Annotated in this window: 12 protein-coding genes; 3 read left to right on the forward strand and 9 right to left on the reverse strand. The window is 55.9% G+C overall.

Annotated elements, in window-relative coordinates; genetic code table 11:
• Positions 1-198: 198 nt before the first annotated feature.
• The 3 genes from L2731_RS00565 (at position 199) to L2731_RS00575 (ending at position 2,872) form a co-directional block, all read left to right on the forward strand.
• The gene (locus tag L2731_RS00565; RefSeq protein ID WP_249251356.1) at positions 199-1,542 is read left to right on the forward strand and encodes a DEAD/DEAH box helicase; all 1,344 of its coding nucleotides are present in this window, start codon (positions 199-201) and stop codon (positions 1,540-1,542) included.
• Between the two features lie 315 nt (positions 1,543-1,857).
• The gene (locus L2731_RS00570) at positions 1,858-2,298 is read left to right on the forward strand and encodes a DUF3010 family protein (RefSeq protein WP_239851322.1); all 441 of its coding nucleotides are present in this window, start codon (positions 1,858-1,860) and stop codon (positions 2,296-2,298) included.
• Positions 2,299-2,365: 67 nt separating this feature from the next.
• Positions 2,366-2,872: a M48 metallopeptidase family protein gene (locus tag L2731_RS00575; protein WP_249251359.1), complete on the forward strand. Its 507-nt coding sequence runs from the start codon at positions 2,366-2,368 to the stop codon at positions 2,870-2,872.
• Positions 2,873-2,947: 75 nt separating this feature from the next.
• On the opposite strand, the gene L2731_RS00580 is transcribed toward L2731_RS00575, so the two are convergent.
• The 9 genes from L2731_RS00580 to L2731_RS00620 all read right to left on the reverse strand — a co-directional run bounded on the left by L2731_RS00580 (position 2,948) and on the right by L2731_RS00620 (position 18,270).
• Positions 2,948-4,204 carry a peptidoglycan DD-metalloendopeptidase family protein gene (locus L2731_RS00580; protein ID WP_249251633.1) on the reverse strand — a complete coding sequence of 419 codons (1,257 nt, stop codon included), beginning with the start codon at positions 4,202-4,204 and terminating at the stop codon, positions 2,948-2,950.
• A 245-nt stretch (positions 4,205-4,449) separates the two neighbouring features.
• A complete protein-coding gene (locus L2731_RS00585; RefSeq protein ID WP_249251361.1) occupies positions 4,450-7,506 on the reverse strand; it encodes an AAA family ATPase in 3,057 nt (1,018 codons plus the stop codon).
• Entirely contained in the window at positions 7,503-8,645 is a 1,143-nt protein-coding gene (locus L2731_RS00590) for an exonuclease SbcCD subunit D (RefSeq protein WP_249251362.1), read from the reverse strand. Before L2731_RS00590 ends, L2731_RS00585 begins: the two co-directional genes overlap by 4 nt.
• 340 nt (positions 8,646-8,985) lie before the next feature.
• Positions 8,986-9,846, reverse strand: a complete 861-nt coding sequence (gene yghU / locus L2731_RS00595; RefSeq protein ID WP_249251364.1) for a glutathione-dependent disulfide-bond oxidoreductase — start codon at positions 9,844-9,846, stop codon at positions 8,986-8,988.
• A gap of 235 nt (positions 9,847-10,081) precedes the next feature.
• Positions 10,082-10,405, reverse strand: a complete 324-nt coding sequence (locus L2731_RS00600) for a hypothetical protein (protein WP_249251366.1) — start codon at positions 10,403-10,405, stop codon at positions 10,082-10,084.
• Between the two features lie 100 nt (positions 10,406-10,505).
• Positions 10,506-11,579, reverse strand: coding sequence for a toxin-antitoxin system YwqK family antitoxin (locus tag L2731_RS00605; protein WP_249251368.1), 1,074 nt, complete (start codon positions 11,577-11,579; stop codon positions 10,506-10,508).
• Between the two features lie 33 nt (positions 11,580-11,612).
• Complete coding sequence (locus L2731_RS00610; protein WP_249251369.1) at positions 11,613-13,931, reverse strand: toxin-antitoxin system YwqK family antitoxin; 2,319 nt, start codon at positions 13,929-13,931, stop codon at positions 11,613-11,615.
• Between the two features lie 91 nt (positions 13,932-14,022).
• Complete coding sequence (locus L2731_RS00615) at positions 14,023-15,792, reverse strand: toxin-antitoxin system YwqK family antitoxin (RefSeq protein ID WP_249251371.1); 1,770 nt, start codon at positions 15,790-15,792, stop codon at positions 14,023-14,025.
• A gap of 111 nt (positions 15,793-15,903) precedes the next feature.
• Positions 15,904-18,270, reverse strand: a complete 2,367-nt coding sequence (locus L2731_RS00620) for a hypothetical protein (RefSeq protein WP_249251373.1) — start codon at positions 18,268-18,270, stop codon at positions 15,904-15,906.
• Positions 18,271-18,291: the final 21 nt, after the last annotated feature.

The raw sequence follows: 18,291 nt of genomic DNA on the forward strand, positions 1-18,291 counted from the left end.
TGGGACGCGATCGGCCTTAACCACGCCGCGCCGTATGTTGTCTTTGTTTTCATCATAAGCCAAAGCGCGCTCGGGCACAGCCCGTGACACTGAAAATTAATCTCGGCGATAGGCTTACGAATCGGTATCGCGCTAGTCATGGCTGAATCGCGCTTAGCGATGTATAATGCGCGCCTATCTATATTTTGGAGCACAGCATTGCAATTTTCAGATTTTTCACTCGATAAACGTCTACTGACCAGCCTTGAACACATGGGCATCGATACGCCGACCGAGATCCAAACGCAATCGATCCCCGTAGGCTTATCGGGAAGAGATCTCATGGCATCGTCTAAGACAGGCTCGGGCAAGACCCTCGCCTTCCTGTTGCCAGCAATGCAGCGCGTCATCGCCACCAAGGCCCTCAGCAAGCGCGACCCTAGGGTCTTGATTCTGCTGCCCACTCGAGAGCTGGCCACTCAGGTCTACAGTCAACTGCGGCTACTTGTGGCTAACACCCAATATAAGGCAATCAAGATCCTCGGCGGGGAAAACTTTAACGACCAGGCCAAGGCGCTGGTCAAAGACCCTCACTTCGTGGTGGCCACACCCGGCCGTCTGGCGGATCACCTGGCCCAGCGCCATCTGTTCCTCAACGGACTCGAACTGCTCATCCTAGATGAGGCCGACCGCATGCTGGATCTGGGTTTCGCCGAGCAGCTAAAGGCGATCAACCAGGCCGCCGATCACAAGCGTCGCCAGACCCTGATGTTCTCGGCCACACTGGATCACGGCCAGATCAACGAAATTGCCGCCGAGCTACTCAAAGAGCCCGAGCACGTGGCCATCGGCGCCTCTCACGTAGAGAACCAGGATATCACCCAGAAGATCTACCTGTGCGACAACCTCAGCCACAAGGAGCAGCTGCTTACCCGTCTGCTGCAGCTCGAACCGCACAAGCAAGTGATCATCTTTACCGCTACCCGCGGCGATACCGACCGCCTGGCAACACTGCTGGCCGAGCAGGGCTTTAGCACCAGCTCCTTAAGCGGTGAGCTGAAACAGGCGGCGCGCAACCAGATCATGGATCAATTCAGCCGCGGTCAGCAGCAGATTTTGGTCACCACAGATGTGGCCTCTCGCGGCCTGGATCTGCTCAACGTCTCCTTGGTGATCAATTTCGACATGCCAAAATTTGCCGAGGAATATATTCATCGTATCGGCCGCACCGGCCGCGCCGGCGCCAAGGGCGATGCTATCTCCCTGGTGGGACCGAAAGACTGGTTCAACTTCAAGCAGGTACAAACCTTCCTGCAGAAACGTTTCGAATTTAGCGAGCTAGAGGAGTTAGCGCCTACCTTTAAGGGTCTGAAGGACAAGCCCAGCCAGGACAAGCGTCAGGGTAAGAGTCAGGCAAAGCCTAAGGCCAAGACGACCAAGACTAGCCGCAGCGACAAACCCAAGCAACAGCGAGATAAACGCTTTATCACAGGTGTCGACGTGGGCGATGCGCCTATGCTACGTAAACCCAAGTCGAAACTGAAAGATACGCCGGAAGAGTAAACATCGAGCGACTAAGCTAATACGACAAAGCAAGTCCAGCTAAGCTAGTACAAATAAGCTATTACGAATAAGCGGCCACCTAAGGCCGCTTTTTAATGCCCTAAGCCGCTCACCATCAGTTCCCTCTAAAGCAGCTTTCCCTGACCTGCTTCCCCAGACCAACTCTCCATGACACTCCCGGGGGAAACGGCGCCAAGTCGCATGATTTAAACCGAGCAATAGCTAAGTGCGGCGATTTTCACGCAACAACTAGTGCTCAATTGCAGCAATTAAGGTTACAATAGCCGCCATTGATTTTTTTATATTAGGGTTATCATGAGAGTTTGTGGCGTTGAGTTAAAAGGTGGCGAAGCCATCATCTGTTTGTTGAGCTATGAGGGTGAGACCTTTAACATCCCTGATTGCCGTTCTCGCTCACTGACCATCTCTAATTCGGCCAGCACAGAGTCGATCAAAGAGTTCCACTTTGCCTTCAGCAAGCTGATGCAAGACTATAAGGTCGACGAAGTCGCCATCATTGAGCGCGAGCAGAAAGGCAAGCTGGCAGGCAGCGCCACCAGTTTCAAGATGGAAGCGGCCATTCAGCTTTGCGGCCTGCCGGTGCAACTGATCTCACCGGTTAACATCAAGGAGCAGCTCAAGCGCAATCCGCCTATGGTCGATTTCGACGGTCTGGACCTGAAACGTTTCCAAAAGAGCGCCTTCGAAGTAGCCTACTGCTACCAAAACAAGTGCATCTTTACCAAGAAAGACTAAGCATCTTGCCGGGCCACTGCGCCCGGCTATCTCTTCGACCGCGACGTCAGCTAATCAACACCTAGTTATGTCATCACTGCCCTATCTACAAGGCTATCGACCCGAGCTCATCAGCCAGGTCAATGAACTCATCGAGACCAATCGACTGAGGACGGTGCTCGAGCGCCGTTACCCAGATGGTCACGCTATTCGCAGCGACAAGGCCCTGTATGACTACACCATGGCGCTGAAGAACCGCTACCTCAAGAAGTCATCCCCCCTAAGCAAGGTGATATTTGACGATAAGATCACCCTCAAGAAACAGGCCCTGGGGCTGCACAGCTATGTGGCCAAGAATCATGGTGGCAAGACCAAGTCGAAGAATGAGATCCGCATCGCCGCCAGGCTCAAGGAGGTCCCCGAGCCCCTGCTGCGCATGGTGGTGGTACACGAGCTGGCGCATCTTAAAGAGAAGGATCACAACAAGGCCTTCTATCAGCTGTGCTGCCATATGCAAGGCGACTATCATCAGCTGGAATTTGACCTGCGCCTATGGCTCACCATGCTAGATCTCGAGGCCCAAGAGAAAGCCTAACCATAAAAAACGCCACATCATGTGGCGATTTTTCTCTTCGATAAGCAGTTAAATCAATCGGTATTAATTAGCTTTTTAGCTCTGACCCATCATCATCTGGCGCACCTTGACCAGCTGAGCAAACTCGCCCATCTGTTTCTTCGACAGCTTACTCGCCATGGGGATATTTGCCTTCATAGGATCCACGGGGCGGCCATTGATATGGAACTCATAGTGCAGATGTGGCCCAGTGATGCGGCCCGTCTTACCCGACAGGGCGATCACCTGTCCGCGGGACACTCGTTGACCCTTATGTACCAAGGCCTTAGAAAGATGCAGATAGCGGGTACGGTACTTGTTGCCATGATCGATCACCACATATTTACCCGCATATCTATGGTCGGTCACCAAAGAGACGATACCATCACCAGGGGCTACCACCTTAGTGCCGATCGGGGTGGCAAAATCGGTACCATTATGGGGCGCGGTGCGCCCCGTCACCGGGTGGTGACGATGGCGGTTGAAACGCGAACTGATACGGTAATTTTTCTGTAGCGGAACACGCTGGAAGGCGCGCGCCAGGCTGCGGCCCTGATCGTCATAGAAGTTGCCGTCGCTATTCTGGTAGGCGTTGATCGTGCTGCGGCCACGTTCTATGGTGATGGCGAGGATATCGCTATTACCCGTCACCTCACCATCGATATATTGATCGCTCTTAAGCACAGAGAATCGATCGCCCGCGCGCAGATCCCGGGCAAAATTCAGCTTCTCTTTCAGCAGTGACTCGATGCGCTGGATCTCGCCGGCATTGAGGCCAATACCTTGAGCCGACAGATAGAAGGAACCTTGGATCTCGCCGCTTAGGGCCCTGTCCTGCCAGATCCCGTCGATGTTGATCTCATCGACACTGAAACCACCCTCTTCGTAACGGCTAAACACCACTTGGCGCGCCGCATTGAAGTAAAGTTCGAGTTTCTCCAACTGACCCGAGTCATCGAGCCAGAAACGTATTATGTTGCCGGGCTTTAGGGTATCGAGAGCCAGGATATTGAGATCCGCCTCCAATACCTTGTACATGGTCTGCTGATCCACATTGGCCTCAACAAACAGGCCGCTTAGGGTATCGCCAGACACTATGGTCTTAACAAAATCGGCATGAGACACGGTTTCGACCGTTTCATCGCTCAGGTGCAGGTTAGTCACCAGAGACTCAATATCCAGCGCCACGGGAATGCGTTGTGGCAGCGCCTGTTTTTGGCTCGGCCACAACAGCGCCGCACCCACAACCAGGCCCGCCGCCAATAAGATCTTTTTGTGTGGCGCGGGTAACGCCATGATACGGGATTGAGACATGCTCAAAAAAGAAATTTTACCTGCGCGCAACCTGTGCCTCATTTTTCATTATTATGCTTTTCATTAGACCCCAAAACCCCATAAAACATGGGGTCGATACCAAGTTATATCAAAAATAACGGCATTTACAAACCGATCGACAACACAATTTAATGGAATATATAGAGGTTTTCGGCCGCCAAACAGACAAAAAAACTAAAAAGGTGCTGAAAAGCCAACCAATATCAGCACCTTCTTAATTTCGGTTAAGGTAAAACTAATTTAATTTCGCTGCCCTCGGCACTCTTGTGGATATCGATGCGGCTAGTGATCTGCTCCTTCATCTCGGTGACATGAGAGATCACCCCCACCATGCGCCCGGCCGATTGCAGATCCATCAGGGTCCTGATGGCCAGTTCTAGAGAATCCTGATCCAGACTGCCGAACCCCTCGTCGATAAACAGGGTATCTAACTTGATGCCACCGGCGTAGGCCTGCACCACATCCGACAAGCCAAGGGCCATAGACAAGGCCGCCATGAAGCTTTCGCCGCCGCTCAGTGTCGCCACAGATCGCACCTTAGCCGTGTAGGCATCTTCGACCTCAAGCTCCAGGCCTGAGGCCTTATTTCCCTTGGCCCGCTCCTCCTTACGTAACAGGCGATAGCGCCCCTTACTCATCAGCTGCAACCTGTGACTGGCTTCTAGCAAGACATCGTCCAGCAGCACGGAAAGCACGAAGCGCTGCAGGCTTATCTTGTTACCCGTATTGCCATTGGCCACATCGGCCAGGGTGCCTACCACGGCATATTGCTGCTCGAGCGCATCGGCCTTAAGGTCCAGCGCTTTGAGCTGCTCCTGAGTTTGACTGAGCTGCGCCGCCCTGGCACTCAGCTTCTGCCACTGCGCCAACGCCTGCTGCATCGCCTGCTGGGCGTCCATTTTCTGCTGCTCGAGGACGGCGATATCCGGCGCCTCACAGTCCGCTAACGCCTGGGTTAACTGAGACAGGTTGGCTTGATGTGTGATTAGCGCCTGCTCGAACGCCTTTATCTGGTTTGCCAGCTCGCTCTGCTCTGCCTCTGTCAGGCAAGCCTGCTCAAAGTCAGCAACACACTCAAACTCTGAGGTGTCGAGCGCCTGTTGGAAGCTCTGAGTCTCCTGCTGGGCAAGCGCCTTGATGTCCTCAAGACGACCGCTGGCCGCCTCCAGCGAGGCCTTGGCCGCCGCGTTATCCTGCTCAGCCTTGGCGTGGGCCGCCCTCACCGCTTGCTGACGTGACTTAAGCCCTGCGATGGTTTGAGTGAGCTCGGCAATGGCCGCGCCGACCGCCGCCGCATCGCTGAAGCCCTCGGGAATGGCCGCGCTTATCTGCTGATACTGTCCCTTGTCGCTGGCCAGCTGCTCGGCCAGCTTGGCGTAATGCGCGCGCGCCTCATCTAGCGCGGTTTGTAACTCACGTCCCTGGCGCTCGCTGCGCTCAAGCTGAGTCTCTAACTGGGCAAGTGATTGCTGCGCCGCCTTAGCACGCTCAAACCCGTCGCTAAGCTCCGCAAGTCGCGCCTGATGCTCCTCGAGCGACAAGCCTGCTGCCTCGCCCAGCTCCTGTACAAGCTGATCCGCGCTCTGCTGCAGGTTCGAAAGGGATTGCTGTAGCAGCTTATACTCGCTTCTGGCCTGATGCAGCAGATTGAGCGCGTCGCTCTCTCGCTGCTTGGCGCTCGCCAGCGCCTCGTCGCTCGGCAGGTCAAACTCGCCCATCGCAGGCTCTGGGTGTTCCAGGCTGCCACAGACGGGGCAAGGCTCGCCCGGCGCTAACTCGGCCGCGAGACGCGCCGCCTGACCACGATGCCAGCTAAGCTCCAGACGCTTATGGGCATCGATGGCCTGCTGGTGCTTTTCGGCAAGCTCACTGCCGGCTGTCTTAGCCGCCATTAACTTCTGCTCGAGCGCCGCGATCTCCAGCCCCTGCTGCTGCCAGCGCTCAAACACCTTGAGCTGGGCGCGGCCGTCGCTAAGCGCCTGCTGCATACTCAGCAGCGGCTCGGCCTCACGTTTTAGGCTCTCGCGGCGACTCACCATCTCCTGACGAGCCAGGTTAAGCTCGTCTAACTGTTTGGCGCTCTGCTTACCACTGGCCTCGGCCGCCTGCATCTTGGCCTGACCATCCGCAAGCTTCTGACTCAGCAAGTTCAGCTGCTCAAGCTGAGGGGTCAAGGCCTCGAGCTGGGTCAGGCGCTGCTGCTGGCTCAATTGCTCCAGCTCAAGCTCACCCAGCCGCTCAAATGCCTGCCTGCTCTGCACTAATGTCTGCTCGGCACTCGTTTGGGCCTGCCGGCACATCTCTAGATGACGGGTGGCGCTTTGTTGCTCGCCGAGGCGTGACTGCATCGCCCGGTACAGGGGGCTCAGACTATTTGCCCGGCCCGCCGCCTGCAATCTCTGCTGCCACAGGGTCGCCTCGACCTGACGAGCCTTCAAGGCTTCACCCTCGCTCTGTAATTGCTGCAAGCGATTAAAATCGCCCTGTAACTTCAATCCCTTGTCCAGATGCTGATTAGCCGCCAGCAGGCTCTGCTCGCTCTGCTGCTTTTGTGTCTGGGCAAGTGCCAACTCGGGCGCGATACTCTCAAGCTCGTCCGCCAGCGCCTGGTCGCTCTCAAGCGAAGCGCCTTCCAGGATACCGCCGCGGCGATTACGCATCGCCTCGACGTCGCGTCGAATACCGGCTGCCTGCTGTTTGAGCCGTTCCTCTATGCGGCGGTAGATGTGGGTCTGAAACAGCTGGCTGAAGATCTTCTCTCTGGCCTTGGAATCGGCCATCAAGAGCTCACGAAACTTGCCCTGGGGCAGCACCATGACCTGACGGAACTGATCCACATCCAGGCCTGTTAACTGCTCTATCTGATGGGTGGCGTCAGACACCTTGGCCGCCACCAGCAGGGTCTCGCTGCCATCCGTGTCGAAGCGGCTCAGCTGGGCCTCGCTCTTTTGCAGCGTTACTCCGTCACCACTCTTCTTGGCTCTAGGCTGCTCGGGCACACGGCGAATCAGGTAACGGGTCGCCCCCAGTTCAAACTCGAAACTGACCTGAGTAAGCCTTTGCTCATCGGCCATGTCGCAGCGCATCTGAGTGCCTTCGCGCTCATCCCCCGTGGTCTTGCCATAGAGGGCGAAACAGATGGCGTCGAGAATCGTCGTCTTACCCGCGCCAGTGGGGCCGTTGATCAGAAACAGCGGGTTGCTACCAAGCGCGGCAAAATCTATGGTCTGCTCATCGGCGAAGGGCCCGAAGGCGGTCATGGTCAGTCGCAGTGGTCTCATCGCTCCGCCTCCCCTTTGTGTAGCTCATCCAGGGTCTGGGTGAGCAGATCAAGCTGCGCCTCACTCAGCGGATCGCCAGAGACCTGTGTGAAAAAATCTTTAAACATCTCGAGCTCGCCCTTCTTTATGTGATCCGAGGCGATAGCCAGCTGCTCGTTATTGGCCATAAGGCCGGTGCGCTCCAGATGCAGCACGTTGGGATAGACGCTCCTGAGCTTGCCCATGGCATCTAAGATGGCGTGTTTATCCAGCAGACGCACCATCAGATAATCCTCTCGGCCGGGATCTTTCGCCCCCTGCTTTAGTAAGTCATCGAGCGCCCCCTCTATGATGCGCACGTCTCGCAGAGGGCTGAGTGGCAGTAGCGTCATGCTCGCCGGGCTGCCCGAATTCAACTCCACAAGGGTCACCGACTTGTGCTGATGCTGCTCACTAAAGGAGTATTTGAGGATGGAGCCCGAATAGCGCACCTGCTCCGCCCCCTTGTATTGGGGACCATGAAGATGGCCGAGCGCCGTGTACGCGAAGGGCTGGAAATGTTTGGGCGAGATCTTGTCCGCCCCGCCGATACTCAGTGGCCGCTCCGAATCCGACTCGCTGCCGCCATCGAGGAAGCAGTGACCTATCACCACCTTAGGCAATCCCTGACTATCGTGCTCGTGCACCTGCTTAAGCAGCTCGACCATCGCCGCCTCATGGCTGCCGGCCTCGCAATCGAGTATCTGCCTGACGGTGGCAGGCTCGGCATAGGGCAGCGGATAGAAGATGGCGTCGCCGCCCTCGCCGCTCAACCTTATGGGGCATACCTGGGCGCCTAGCGGGCCTATGATATGCAGGCCACTGGCCTGCATCTGACGCGCGGCAAATCCGAGGCGCTCATGGCCATCATGGTTACCGGCGATCATGATGACGTCGATCCCAAGGGCGATAAATTCGTTGAGCACCTCATCGAGCAGGGCCACCGCGTTGGCCGGCGGCACGGATCTATCATAGATATCACCGGCGACAATCAGGGCGTCGACCTCATGGGTCTTAGCCAGGGAGACTATCTGATCGAGCACATGGCGCTGGTCGTCGAGCAGGCTCTGATTATGCAGCTGACGGCCGATATGCCAGTCTGAGGTATGGATAAATTTCATCTTTTCTCGTTTAAAAATGAGGAGGATAGGAGCGAAGCCATTGCTGGCTATAGTAAGAAATGTCACCCCATTAGGCAATGCAGGCCTGTATCTGTATCACTTTTCTACCGCGTTATTGCTCGTTGTTCTAGTACATACACAACAATCGCTCTTCCTTGTACAAAATCGATGCAGAATGCAGCAGAAATGAACGCGCAAGCTCAACAGGCCGTAGGACTCTGTTTACCGCAGATAGAAAAGATAAATAGATAAAGAGATAAAGAGATAAGAAGACAAAAAAGACCCACCTTAAGCGGTGGGCCTTTTCGGTATTGCTAGCTCATATTATCAAGCGTGTGCGTTACTTCTCGGGCGTCATGGCCAGCACGGCGTCGATATCGGCGCCGCTGTGGCGCTCGGCCAACAGCTCCCAAGGCTCTCCCCAGGTGCGATTGACGATGCGGCCACGGCGCACCGCCTCCCGTGAGGCGATCTGCTCTGCCCAGCGCTTAAGATGCACATAGCTATCGACATCGAGGAACTCGCCAGCATCATAGGCCTGACCCAGCACCAAGTTGCCATACCAGGGCCAGATAGCCATGTCGGCGATGCTGTACTCATCCCCGGCGATATAGGTGTGCTCGGCCAATTGCTTGTCCAGCAGGTCCAGTTGGCGCTTCACCTCCATGGAGAAACGATTGATGGGGTATTCAAATTTTTCCGGTGCATAGGCATAGAAGTGACCGAAGCCGCCCCCCAGGTAAGGCGCGGAACCCTGTAGCCAGAAGAGCCAGTTGAGCACCTGAGTACGCTGTGGGCCGCTCTCTGGTAGGAAGTGGCCAAATTTCTCCGCCAGATAGAGCAAGATGGCGCCCGACTCGAACACGTTAACCTCGGTCTCGCCCGAGGTGTCCAGCAAGGCGGGGATCTTGGAGTTGGGGTTGACCGCCACGAAGCCGCTGGAGAACTGGTCGCCCTCACCTATCTGAATAAGATAAGCGTCATATTCGGCATCGGCGCCGAGGGCGAGTAACTCTTCGAGCATGATGGTGACCTTCTGGCCATTTGGGGTCGCCATGGAGTAGAGCTGCAAGCCATGCTCGCCTCGGGGCAGCTCGGCCTCATGACGGGCGCCCGCGGTGGGTCGATTGATACTGGCCCAGGTACCGCCATTTTCGCTGTCCATGGTCCACACTTTCGGGGGAGTATAGGTTTCTGACATACTGCTTCCTTTATCTTATTCGTTTGCGCCCCTCACTCATTCAGGCCTTGCCTGTGGGAGCCTGATTGCTACCCAATCTATCTCGGGGCGATTGAGTTCAATTTAAACCCTTGTGAGGTCAATTGGATAGAACCTTTGGCTATAGCGCCAAGAAAAAAGGCATGAAAGAAAACTGGCACTTAACCGCTGCAACCATCGCAAGGCAAGCGTAACGATATTATCGCCGAGGCATTAGTCAGGCGGGGTCTGTATCAGACTCGCCATTCTGCTTTGTCTGATACCTATCCAGGGTACCGCTGCGGGCCAGCCCTCTATGCACGTTGCGGCACAGCTTGGCAAAACGACTCACCTCACCCAATAAGGGCTTTTCTCCCTGCTCGAGGGCACTTTCCCAATAGCAGATCTCGCTGTCGACCAGCTCGAGTAACTTCTTAGGACAGCCGATACAAGACCCCTTGGGCCCACAGACGAAGGTCTCTGGCTCATTTAGTGGCATGGTCTGTTTGACCTGATCGATCAGCTGCAGCATGGCGGTGGCGCTATCTGGCTTACGCGTCATGGGCTTCGATATCTCCCATCGAACCAAAGTAAAAGTGAGGCCGCTATATTACCTTTCCCTGAGATAACAAAGTGGGGTCTAGATCAAAGTAGGGCCTAGATCAAAACCGCTCGTGATAAACCTGCTCACCCACCTGATTAAAATAAAAGGCCTCGAGTCGTTTTCCCTTGCCATCAAATAGCTCACGTTTAACCAGGTGGCCCGACTCATCCAGGGTGTCCACTCGAGTATCCACCATGATGCCCTGTCGATAATGCTTGGCATTCATCAGCCGGCCATTACAGTGATACCACTCAAACCGCCCCTGTTCGCTACCCATCTGGTAGTGGGCGAGTTTTTCCAGCGCGCCGGTGGACTGACAGTAACTTCGCTGCTCACCATGGCGCACTATGAGCGGGTCGAAGCCGTATTGCTGCTCAGACTGCAGGCGACCGTTTGACCAATAGGTCTGCTGCGCGGCCAGGTTCGCCGCCCTGTCATAGGTATAGCGGGTCTTTACCTTGCCGCTGGCATAGAAAGTAACTTCGCTCAGGCGCTTAAGATCCTTTTTACGAAACAGGGCGTCGCTGGCCAGGCTGCCGTCGGGGAAATAGCGACGCAGGCGCTCTCGCTGTTCGCCATCTTGATAGAAGAGGTGTGTCCAGGGACGCCCCTGCTCATAGGTGATGGACTCGACTGTCTTTTCGCCTTCCAGGCGCTGGTAACGCTCAATAATGCCTTGCTCATTAAACAGGGCTACCGCCTGAGTCTCACCGCCTCGATAGATAGCCTGACGTTTAGGCCGCTGGCTTTGTGCATGATAATCCAGCTGCTCCCCCTCTCTTACCCCCTGGTGATACCAGGCATGGGACAAGATACGACTGCCATTTGCCGAGAAGCTAAAGCCGTGGCGTTTACCCTGATGGTACTGGGTGGCGCTGAAGAAGCCCTCCGGCTGGCCTGTGGTCTTGATGCCACTGAAGGGCTCGCCGCGATAGCCCTCCAGACAGTCCGTCTCGACCCAGATCCCATAGACCTCTTGTCTGCTACAGTCGATGGGCGACAGCGCCTGCTCTTCTACGGGCAGCTGTGGCGCCTCGCTGCAACCGGGTATCAGGAGAATACCAAGCAAGAGCGTCGCGGCCCGGCCTAGCAAACGCGCAGCGGCTCGACTGAGCAAGAAACCGGGACACATCTTATCTAACCACCCGCATTTTCGACACGCCACCTAGTGATGCTCCGTCTTGATCAGCTTGCCAAATTGGTCATAGAAGGCCCAATCACCGGCCTCGCGGTCTGCAATGTAACTTCCTTCGCTGCGCAGCTCACCGTTAGGCCAGAAGGCGCGCCACAACCCTTCTTTGCGTGAGTGCAGAAATGCCCCCTGCTCGGCCTGCTTGCCGTTAGCATGGAAATAGCTGGCCTCGCCTTCTCGCTGACCGTCGAGCCAGAGCTCCTTGGCCTTAGGCTTGCCGGTTTGAAAATAGCTCAACTGCTCGCCGCTGAGCCTATCCTTTCGATAGTGGGCGCGCTCCTGCAGCTGACCATTGGGATAATACTTGGCATAGTCCCCGTGGCGCTTACCGCTCTGATACTCGGCGCTTTCCGCCAACACGCCATCCTCAAACCAGCTTTGCCACAGGCCCTCCTGGCTGCCCTTGAGCATCTTGCCCTCGCGCTTGAGTTGACCATTGCTCGGGTAATACTCGCTGAAGTGGCCACTGAGCTCACCCGCCTGATACTGCTCGCTGCGATAACGCACCTGCTTGAAGCTGTAATAAGCCCGCTCGCCCTCGAGTTTGTCCTCATGATAGTGGCTAATACGATAGATGTTACCCTCGGGAATCGACCCGAAGCTGGGGTCTTTATCCTGGTAACGATACTCGATCCACTTACCCTCTTTACGATCTGCCTGGTAACCGCCTGTCACCCGGCGGCGGCCATTATCAAACTCGCGGTAAGGCCCGTTTAGCTTGCCCGCCTCGAAGGTCATCTCCCGACTGACCAATCCCTGGCGATATTGCCGCCAGGTTCCCTGTTTCTCGCCATTCTTGTACTCGCCCGCTTCGTTAAGATCGCCATTTGCGTACCAGCGGGAAAACTCACCGTCGAGCGGATAGCGGCTGCGCCCGGCCGGCTTATCCATGCCGTAATGCAGCAGCTCTCTGGGTTTGCCCGTTTCATAGAAGGCCTCATACTTGCCCACCCATTGACCCTCGATGCGTGTACCGCGCTCTTTAAGAGTGCCATCATCGAAGTAGCGCTCGGCCCTGCCGGTCTGGCGATTGTCCTGGTATTGATCCAGGCTGCGCAGATTGCCATTGTCGTAATAGGCCAAGAAATCCCCATGACGTGCCCCCTGGCGCCACTGCTCTTGGCGTTGCAGCCTGCCATTACGGTAGCGCTCGAAGTTGCCATCTTTCAGACCGAGATCATAATCTTCTGTCTTGACTAGGTTACCGGCCGTGTCGAAGACTTGCTGCATTCCGTGTAAGGGGTACTGACCGTTATCGGCCAGAGTCTCCTCATGGTAACGAATCACCTTCTTGGGCTTGCCGTCGTCAAAATAGGTCTTCTGCACGCCAGCCTGCAGCCCGGCTTTATAATTAAGCTCGCTCACCAGGATGCCGGCGCGATTGAAATAGCGCTGTATACCGTCATGTTCGCCATCGAGGTAGTTTTCCTCCTCGAGCTTAACGCCCGTATCGCCGTAATGCACCAAGGTGCTCTGGCGCAGCCCCTCACTGTACAGCCCCTTTAGCGACAACTGACCATTGGGATAGTAGGTCAGGCTCTCACCATGGAGACGACCGGCGGCGTAATACTCGTCGCGCTCGGGCGTACCATCATCATAAAAAGTCTGCCAGCGCCCCTGACGCTCGCCGTTGGCATCCAGGGAGCCTTGCTCTATCACCAGCCCCTCGCTGTTTTGTGCAAGATAGGGGCCGGACAACTGGTTGTTGGCATACTGCTGTCGCTGAGCCAGCACACCATTGCCATGATAGGTCTCCCAGATCCCGTGGCGCAGATTATCGACATAGGTTTCTTTGGCCTGTAGCTTGCCGCTGGCAAAATAGCGCAGCACCTCAGTCTTCACCCCGGCCTCATAGACGATCTTCTGGTAGAGGTTCCCTATGTCATCGTATTGCACCCACTCACCGCTTGGCACGCCCTTGAGATAGAACTGCTCCTCACTCAGCTCGCCACTCGAGCCAAACAACTGCCAGCGTCCCGATTGCAGGCCGCTCACATACTCGCCATTCAGCAGCTTTTGATTGTTTGGCAAGAAGACCTGCCAGCGCCCATTGGGCACTCCTTGAGCAAACTCCCCCAGGGTATAGCCCTGATTGTCGCGCACCAGGGTCACCTGACCATTGAGCGCCATGCCAGTAGCCAAGTTGTAGTATGTGGCTATGCCCTCCTGCTGGCGGATCTCCACCATCAGGCTGGAAAGATTCTGACTCGCCGCCACTGGGCAGGCGATAAAGCTAGCGACGCCTAGGCCAACGCCAGCCAGCAGGGCCGAATAAGCTCGATTAAACTGCATGTAAGCTTCCTTTTACCTAACAATATGTTCCTAAAATACTTTTCTATAAAATCTTGCTTGAACTTGGCCCTCAGCCTTAGTCAAGCCGAGCCTATCGCGCGAAGATCTGATCCCGCAATGGGCGATTGGGCCAGCTTTGTGCGTCGCCAAACGGCTCGCCATGGCGATATTCGCTGCGCCTATGTAGCGCTCCATCCTCATAAAACTCATACTGAGCACCATGCTGACGTCCCTGCTCGTCAAAGTTAGCGATCGCCATCTGATAGCCCTGGATGCTGCGTCGCTGCCAGACACCTACCTTAATGCCTTCCCGAAAGCGCCCCTGCCAATACTCTCTGTGTGAGACGACTCGCGGTGAATAATCGCCCTCAGCGAGCGGCAATATCCACTCGCCGTCGCGCCGACCATCGCGATACTGTCCCTGAGCGTAGATCTCGCCATCGGCGTAGTAGCGCTCAAATCTCCCGGTTAGCTCGCCATCGCGATAATGGATGCGCTCCAGCACCTGCCCCTTCTCTCCAAGGGAGAGATATTCGCCATCGAGCCGACCTTCGAGGTTATAGTGACACTGAGTGCGCATCTCGCGACTCTGTCTCTGCCAGTCGCCCACCGGCTTATCTTCGACATATTGCCCCTTGTAGATAAGAGTACCATCGCCGCTAAGCTTCTCGGCCAGACCGTGGCGCAGCCCGTCTCGGTAATGGATCTTCTCTATCCAGGCGAGCTGATTTTGCTGTTCTGGCTTATTCTGCCGACCTAGATTAGGTTGACGTTCTAGCTTAGTTTGACGACCTAGTTTAGTGGCGATCTTGAGTCCGGTAAGCTTACCCGCCAGGGTTTCTTCCCGGCTTATCACCTGCCCATCAAGATATTGGGTCTCCAGACGCCACTGCCTCAGCTTGTGCTTTTCTATCTGCTTAACCAGGGCGTCTTGGCGATAAAAGCGTCTCACCTCTTGCTTGTCGCCATTTGCACCATAGTGAAATTGCCCCTCTCGATATCGCTCGCCGCTGCCTCGATACTCGACGAAATTTAGGGTGCGGCCGCGATCGTCCAGAAGCTCTCGTTTCGCCAGCTGCCCCTCTTCGAAATAGTTCAGCTGCTCGCCCACCTTGACGCCATTTTGCCATTGATGATGCTGTTTTATCTGACCATTTGGAAAATAGGCAAAGTAATCGCCCTCTTCCTTACCGTCTCGATAGGCCTGGGTAACTTCTACCTTGCCCTCACGCCAGAAGATTTCGGTGCCATGCTTAAGCCCGTCTCGTTTCTGGCTCTCCATGGTGAGCTGGCCCTGCCGGTTATAAAACTTATCGCTGCACTGCCCCGTATGACACAGCACCCGCACCGTCTCCCCGCCCGGGGTATAGACCGTCTCTTGCTGCACAGGCTCTCCCAGATGATAGACCGCCTCACGCTTGAGCTGCCCCTCGGGGTAATACTCCTTCTGCGGCCCGTCTCTTTCGCCCTTGTCGAACTGACAGTCACAACTGAGTTGGCCGTCTTCATAGAAGATCTTAACCGCGCCCTGTCGCCGCCCCTGCGGATTAAATGTCCCCTGCTCGACTAAGGTGCCATCGACGCCATAGAAGCGATACGGTCCTACAGGATGAGTCTTGTCATCCCCCTGGCGATCGCTGTTGAGGGCGCCGCTAAACTGCCGAATACCAGAGTGCGTGCCTGAATCATTACCAAGATAATAGGGCTCGAAGGAAAACTTTTGCTCGGCACCGGGTCGCGACTTGGATTGCGGCTTGCGCAGCGGCTTGGGCGGCCCCTTGAGGTAAAACTTGGCCTTATTCTTCTCCTGGGTGGGCTGCCAGTCCTTATCGAGCCAAATCGTCGCCTGGGCAGTGGCCATGCAGACACACCAGAGCGGCAGACTGTACGGCAAACAGCGCAGAAGCGTGTAAAAAATACTGGAAGAAATACTGAAAAGAACACTGAAAAGAAGACGCAATCTACTCATCTCCTATGGCAGCGGCTTTAGGTGAAATTGATAGGGAATTGTCAGCGGCTCATGGTCAATCGAGAGATAGGCAGCGCTGCTCACGGCGCCATCGACACTTAGCCAACGCTCGTCAACCAGGGCCTTGTCTAAGGTATTTATCTCGCTTCCCTTTGCCGAATTGGCCCCTTTGGATAGCCGCGGCGATAGGTGTCGCCCCTGAGCGTCGGTGATCACCAAGGAGCGATATAGCTGGCTGATTGGCACCTCGGTCTTGTCCAGTGTCGATAGCCAAGGGGTGAGATCCACCAGCCAGGGACGGCGATTATCACCCGCGCCGAACGTCTGCCAATGGGCGTGACCAAGACACTCTATGCTGCCTTTGATGCGCTTGTCGTAAAAATAGCGTCTCTTGCCATCGGGCGTCATCAGCACATAGGCACTCTGCCCCAGGCCATTGTCGACAAGGCGCCACTCAACCAGCTTACCCGCCTCTTCGAAGCCCTCGCTGATTTGAGGCTGACACACCTCGGCGAGGGCGCTCGGTAACCGGATATAAAGATCGTTGCCCGTAATGGAGGCAATCGATGGCTCGCTTAATCGGCCAGGCTCAGCAACGGCGCCTCGATCGGTTACCCGGTCTAACTCAACAGGACCTAGAGAGGCTGACTCGAGCGGTGGATTGGCCAGGTTGGCCTCATAGGCAGCCTGGGTAACGAAGCTAATCTGTTTTGCTATCTTGCGATCACTTAACTGCGCGCTATGCAGGATCTTGAGCGATTCGGGCACGCTATCGAGCTGCAAGATATAGACATGAGTGCTTTGCTCGCGGGGAAACAGCTCATCGAGCAGCAGCTGCTCTGTGTTTGAGAGCCATGCAGGCCCCTGCCCCTCCGGCTCGACAATGCCCAGCTTGCCCTGTAGGCCATTGAAATCTGGCGCCAGGGCGTTAGCACCTAGATTGGTTATAGCCAGGCGATAGCGGCCGGGTTTACTCAGCGCGGTGAGCGTTAGTGTCGTCTCACCAAATCGATAGGGCTGCTTCAGCAGTTGCGCCCAGGGCAACTGCAGGCTGTAACGTTTCACTGGGGTGAATATCAGCTCGGCGCGGATCTGATAGAGCTCCTCCAACTTGGCTTTACTCTCCCCCCAACCTATGGGGAGCAGATTAACGCCTGAGCTGACCACACCATTGATGGCGCTGGCGCCGCGGGCGCTGTGTTGCCACAGCGGCAAGTCGATCACTCTATCCTTCCAGTCAAGCAACTCGATATTACGGTATGCGACCGAGGTGGCGTAATCCCCCGTCGTCAGGCCATGGATATAACGCAGCTCGATATCATCGCCGCCCCAGCCCGCAGACATGACCCCCTCATCGGGTTCCATCATGGCTACGCTGGCATCTCTATCATCCGGCGCCATGGGCAGGGTCGGAATATCGAACAGCTCGATAACGGCCCCCTCGCCGCCCAGAGCGTCATCCCCAAGATGCTCCTCAGCGAAAACGTCATCCTCATCGAAATAGTCACCCTCATCCTGCCACAAGATGCTGCTGACATAGGGGGTCGATGTCGGTGCCATTAGCCAGCGGCGAGCCTGAAGCTTGTCGCCCTTTTGTTGCTGGTCTACTAGCAAGAGTTTGTCGAGCCAGCCGTTTTCCCGATTGAAGCTCACTTCGCCAAAGCGCCGATATTCGATGCCTTGTCGCTGCGTATCTCGCTCGAGTCTCACTGTGATCCATTGCCCCTCGGTGGCGACTATCTGCCACTCTTCAGGCTCGCCAGCTCCTCTTTGCAAGAAATCGCCAAGCCCCGATGGCAATAAATTGCCAAGTCTAAGCGTATCGCCCACCGCGAGCGCCTTCTGTAGACGATGTGCTTGAGAAACAAGCGGATAGAACTCGAATAGCGATTTTAGGGGAGCGAGTACCGACTGCGCCTCTTGCCCCTGTTTAGCCACATAGGCAAGCCACTCATCTTGGGCCTTAAAGCGCGCCGTACTCTGACTGACGCCATTGTCCATTAGCAAGGTGCCCCGGCGCACTATGTTGGCAAGCGCCGCGCCGCGGCCGCTATCGTCGAAACTGTTGATATTGAGTCGATAGGCGGGGTCTTGATATTGCAACATAGTGGGCAAGACGGAGAAACTGACCGCCTTAGCGCTATTTGGCGCCGAGTCCACTCGATATTGGAGCAGTGCCCGAGCTCGGACACCGACTTGCTGGTTATCACCATGGGCAAATAGCGTGCTCATGGTGACCTGATATTCGCGCTGGCTGGGGGCCATTTCCTGGCCATCCGATTCACGACCATAGCTGGGTGACGCCAGCCCCAAAAGGCTGAAACAGAGCGTCAATGCCGTAAAAACAATCCTGTTCTGGCTAGAGGCCATCCTAACTTCCCTGGCTTTGCA

Source organism: Shewanella aquimarina (assembly GCF_023349185.1).
In the GTDB taxonomy this organism is placed as follows: Bacteria; Pseudomonadota; Gammaproteobacteria; order Enterobacterales; family Shewanellaceae; genus Shewanella; species Shewanella aquimarina.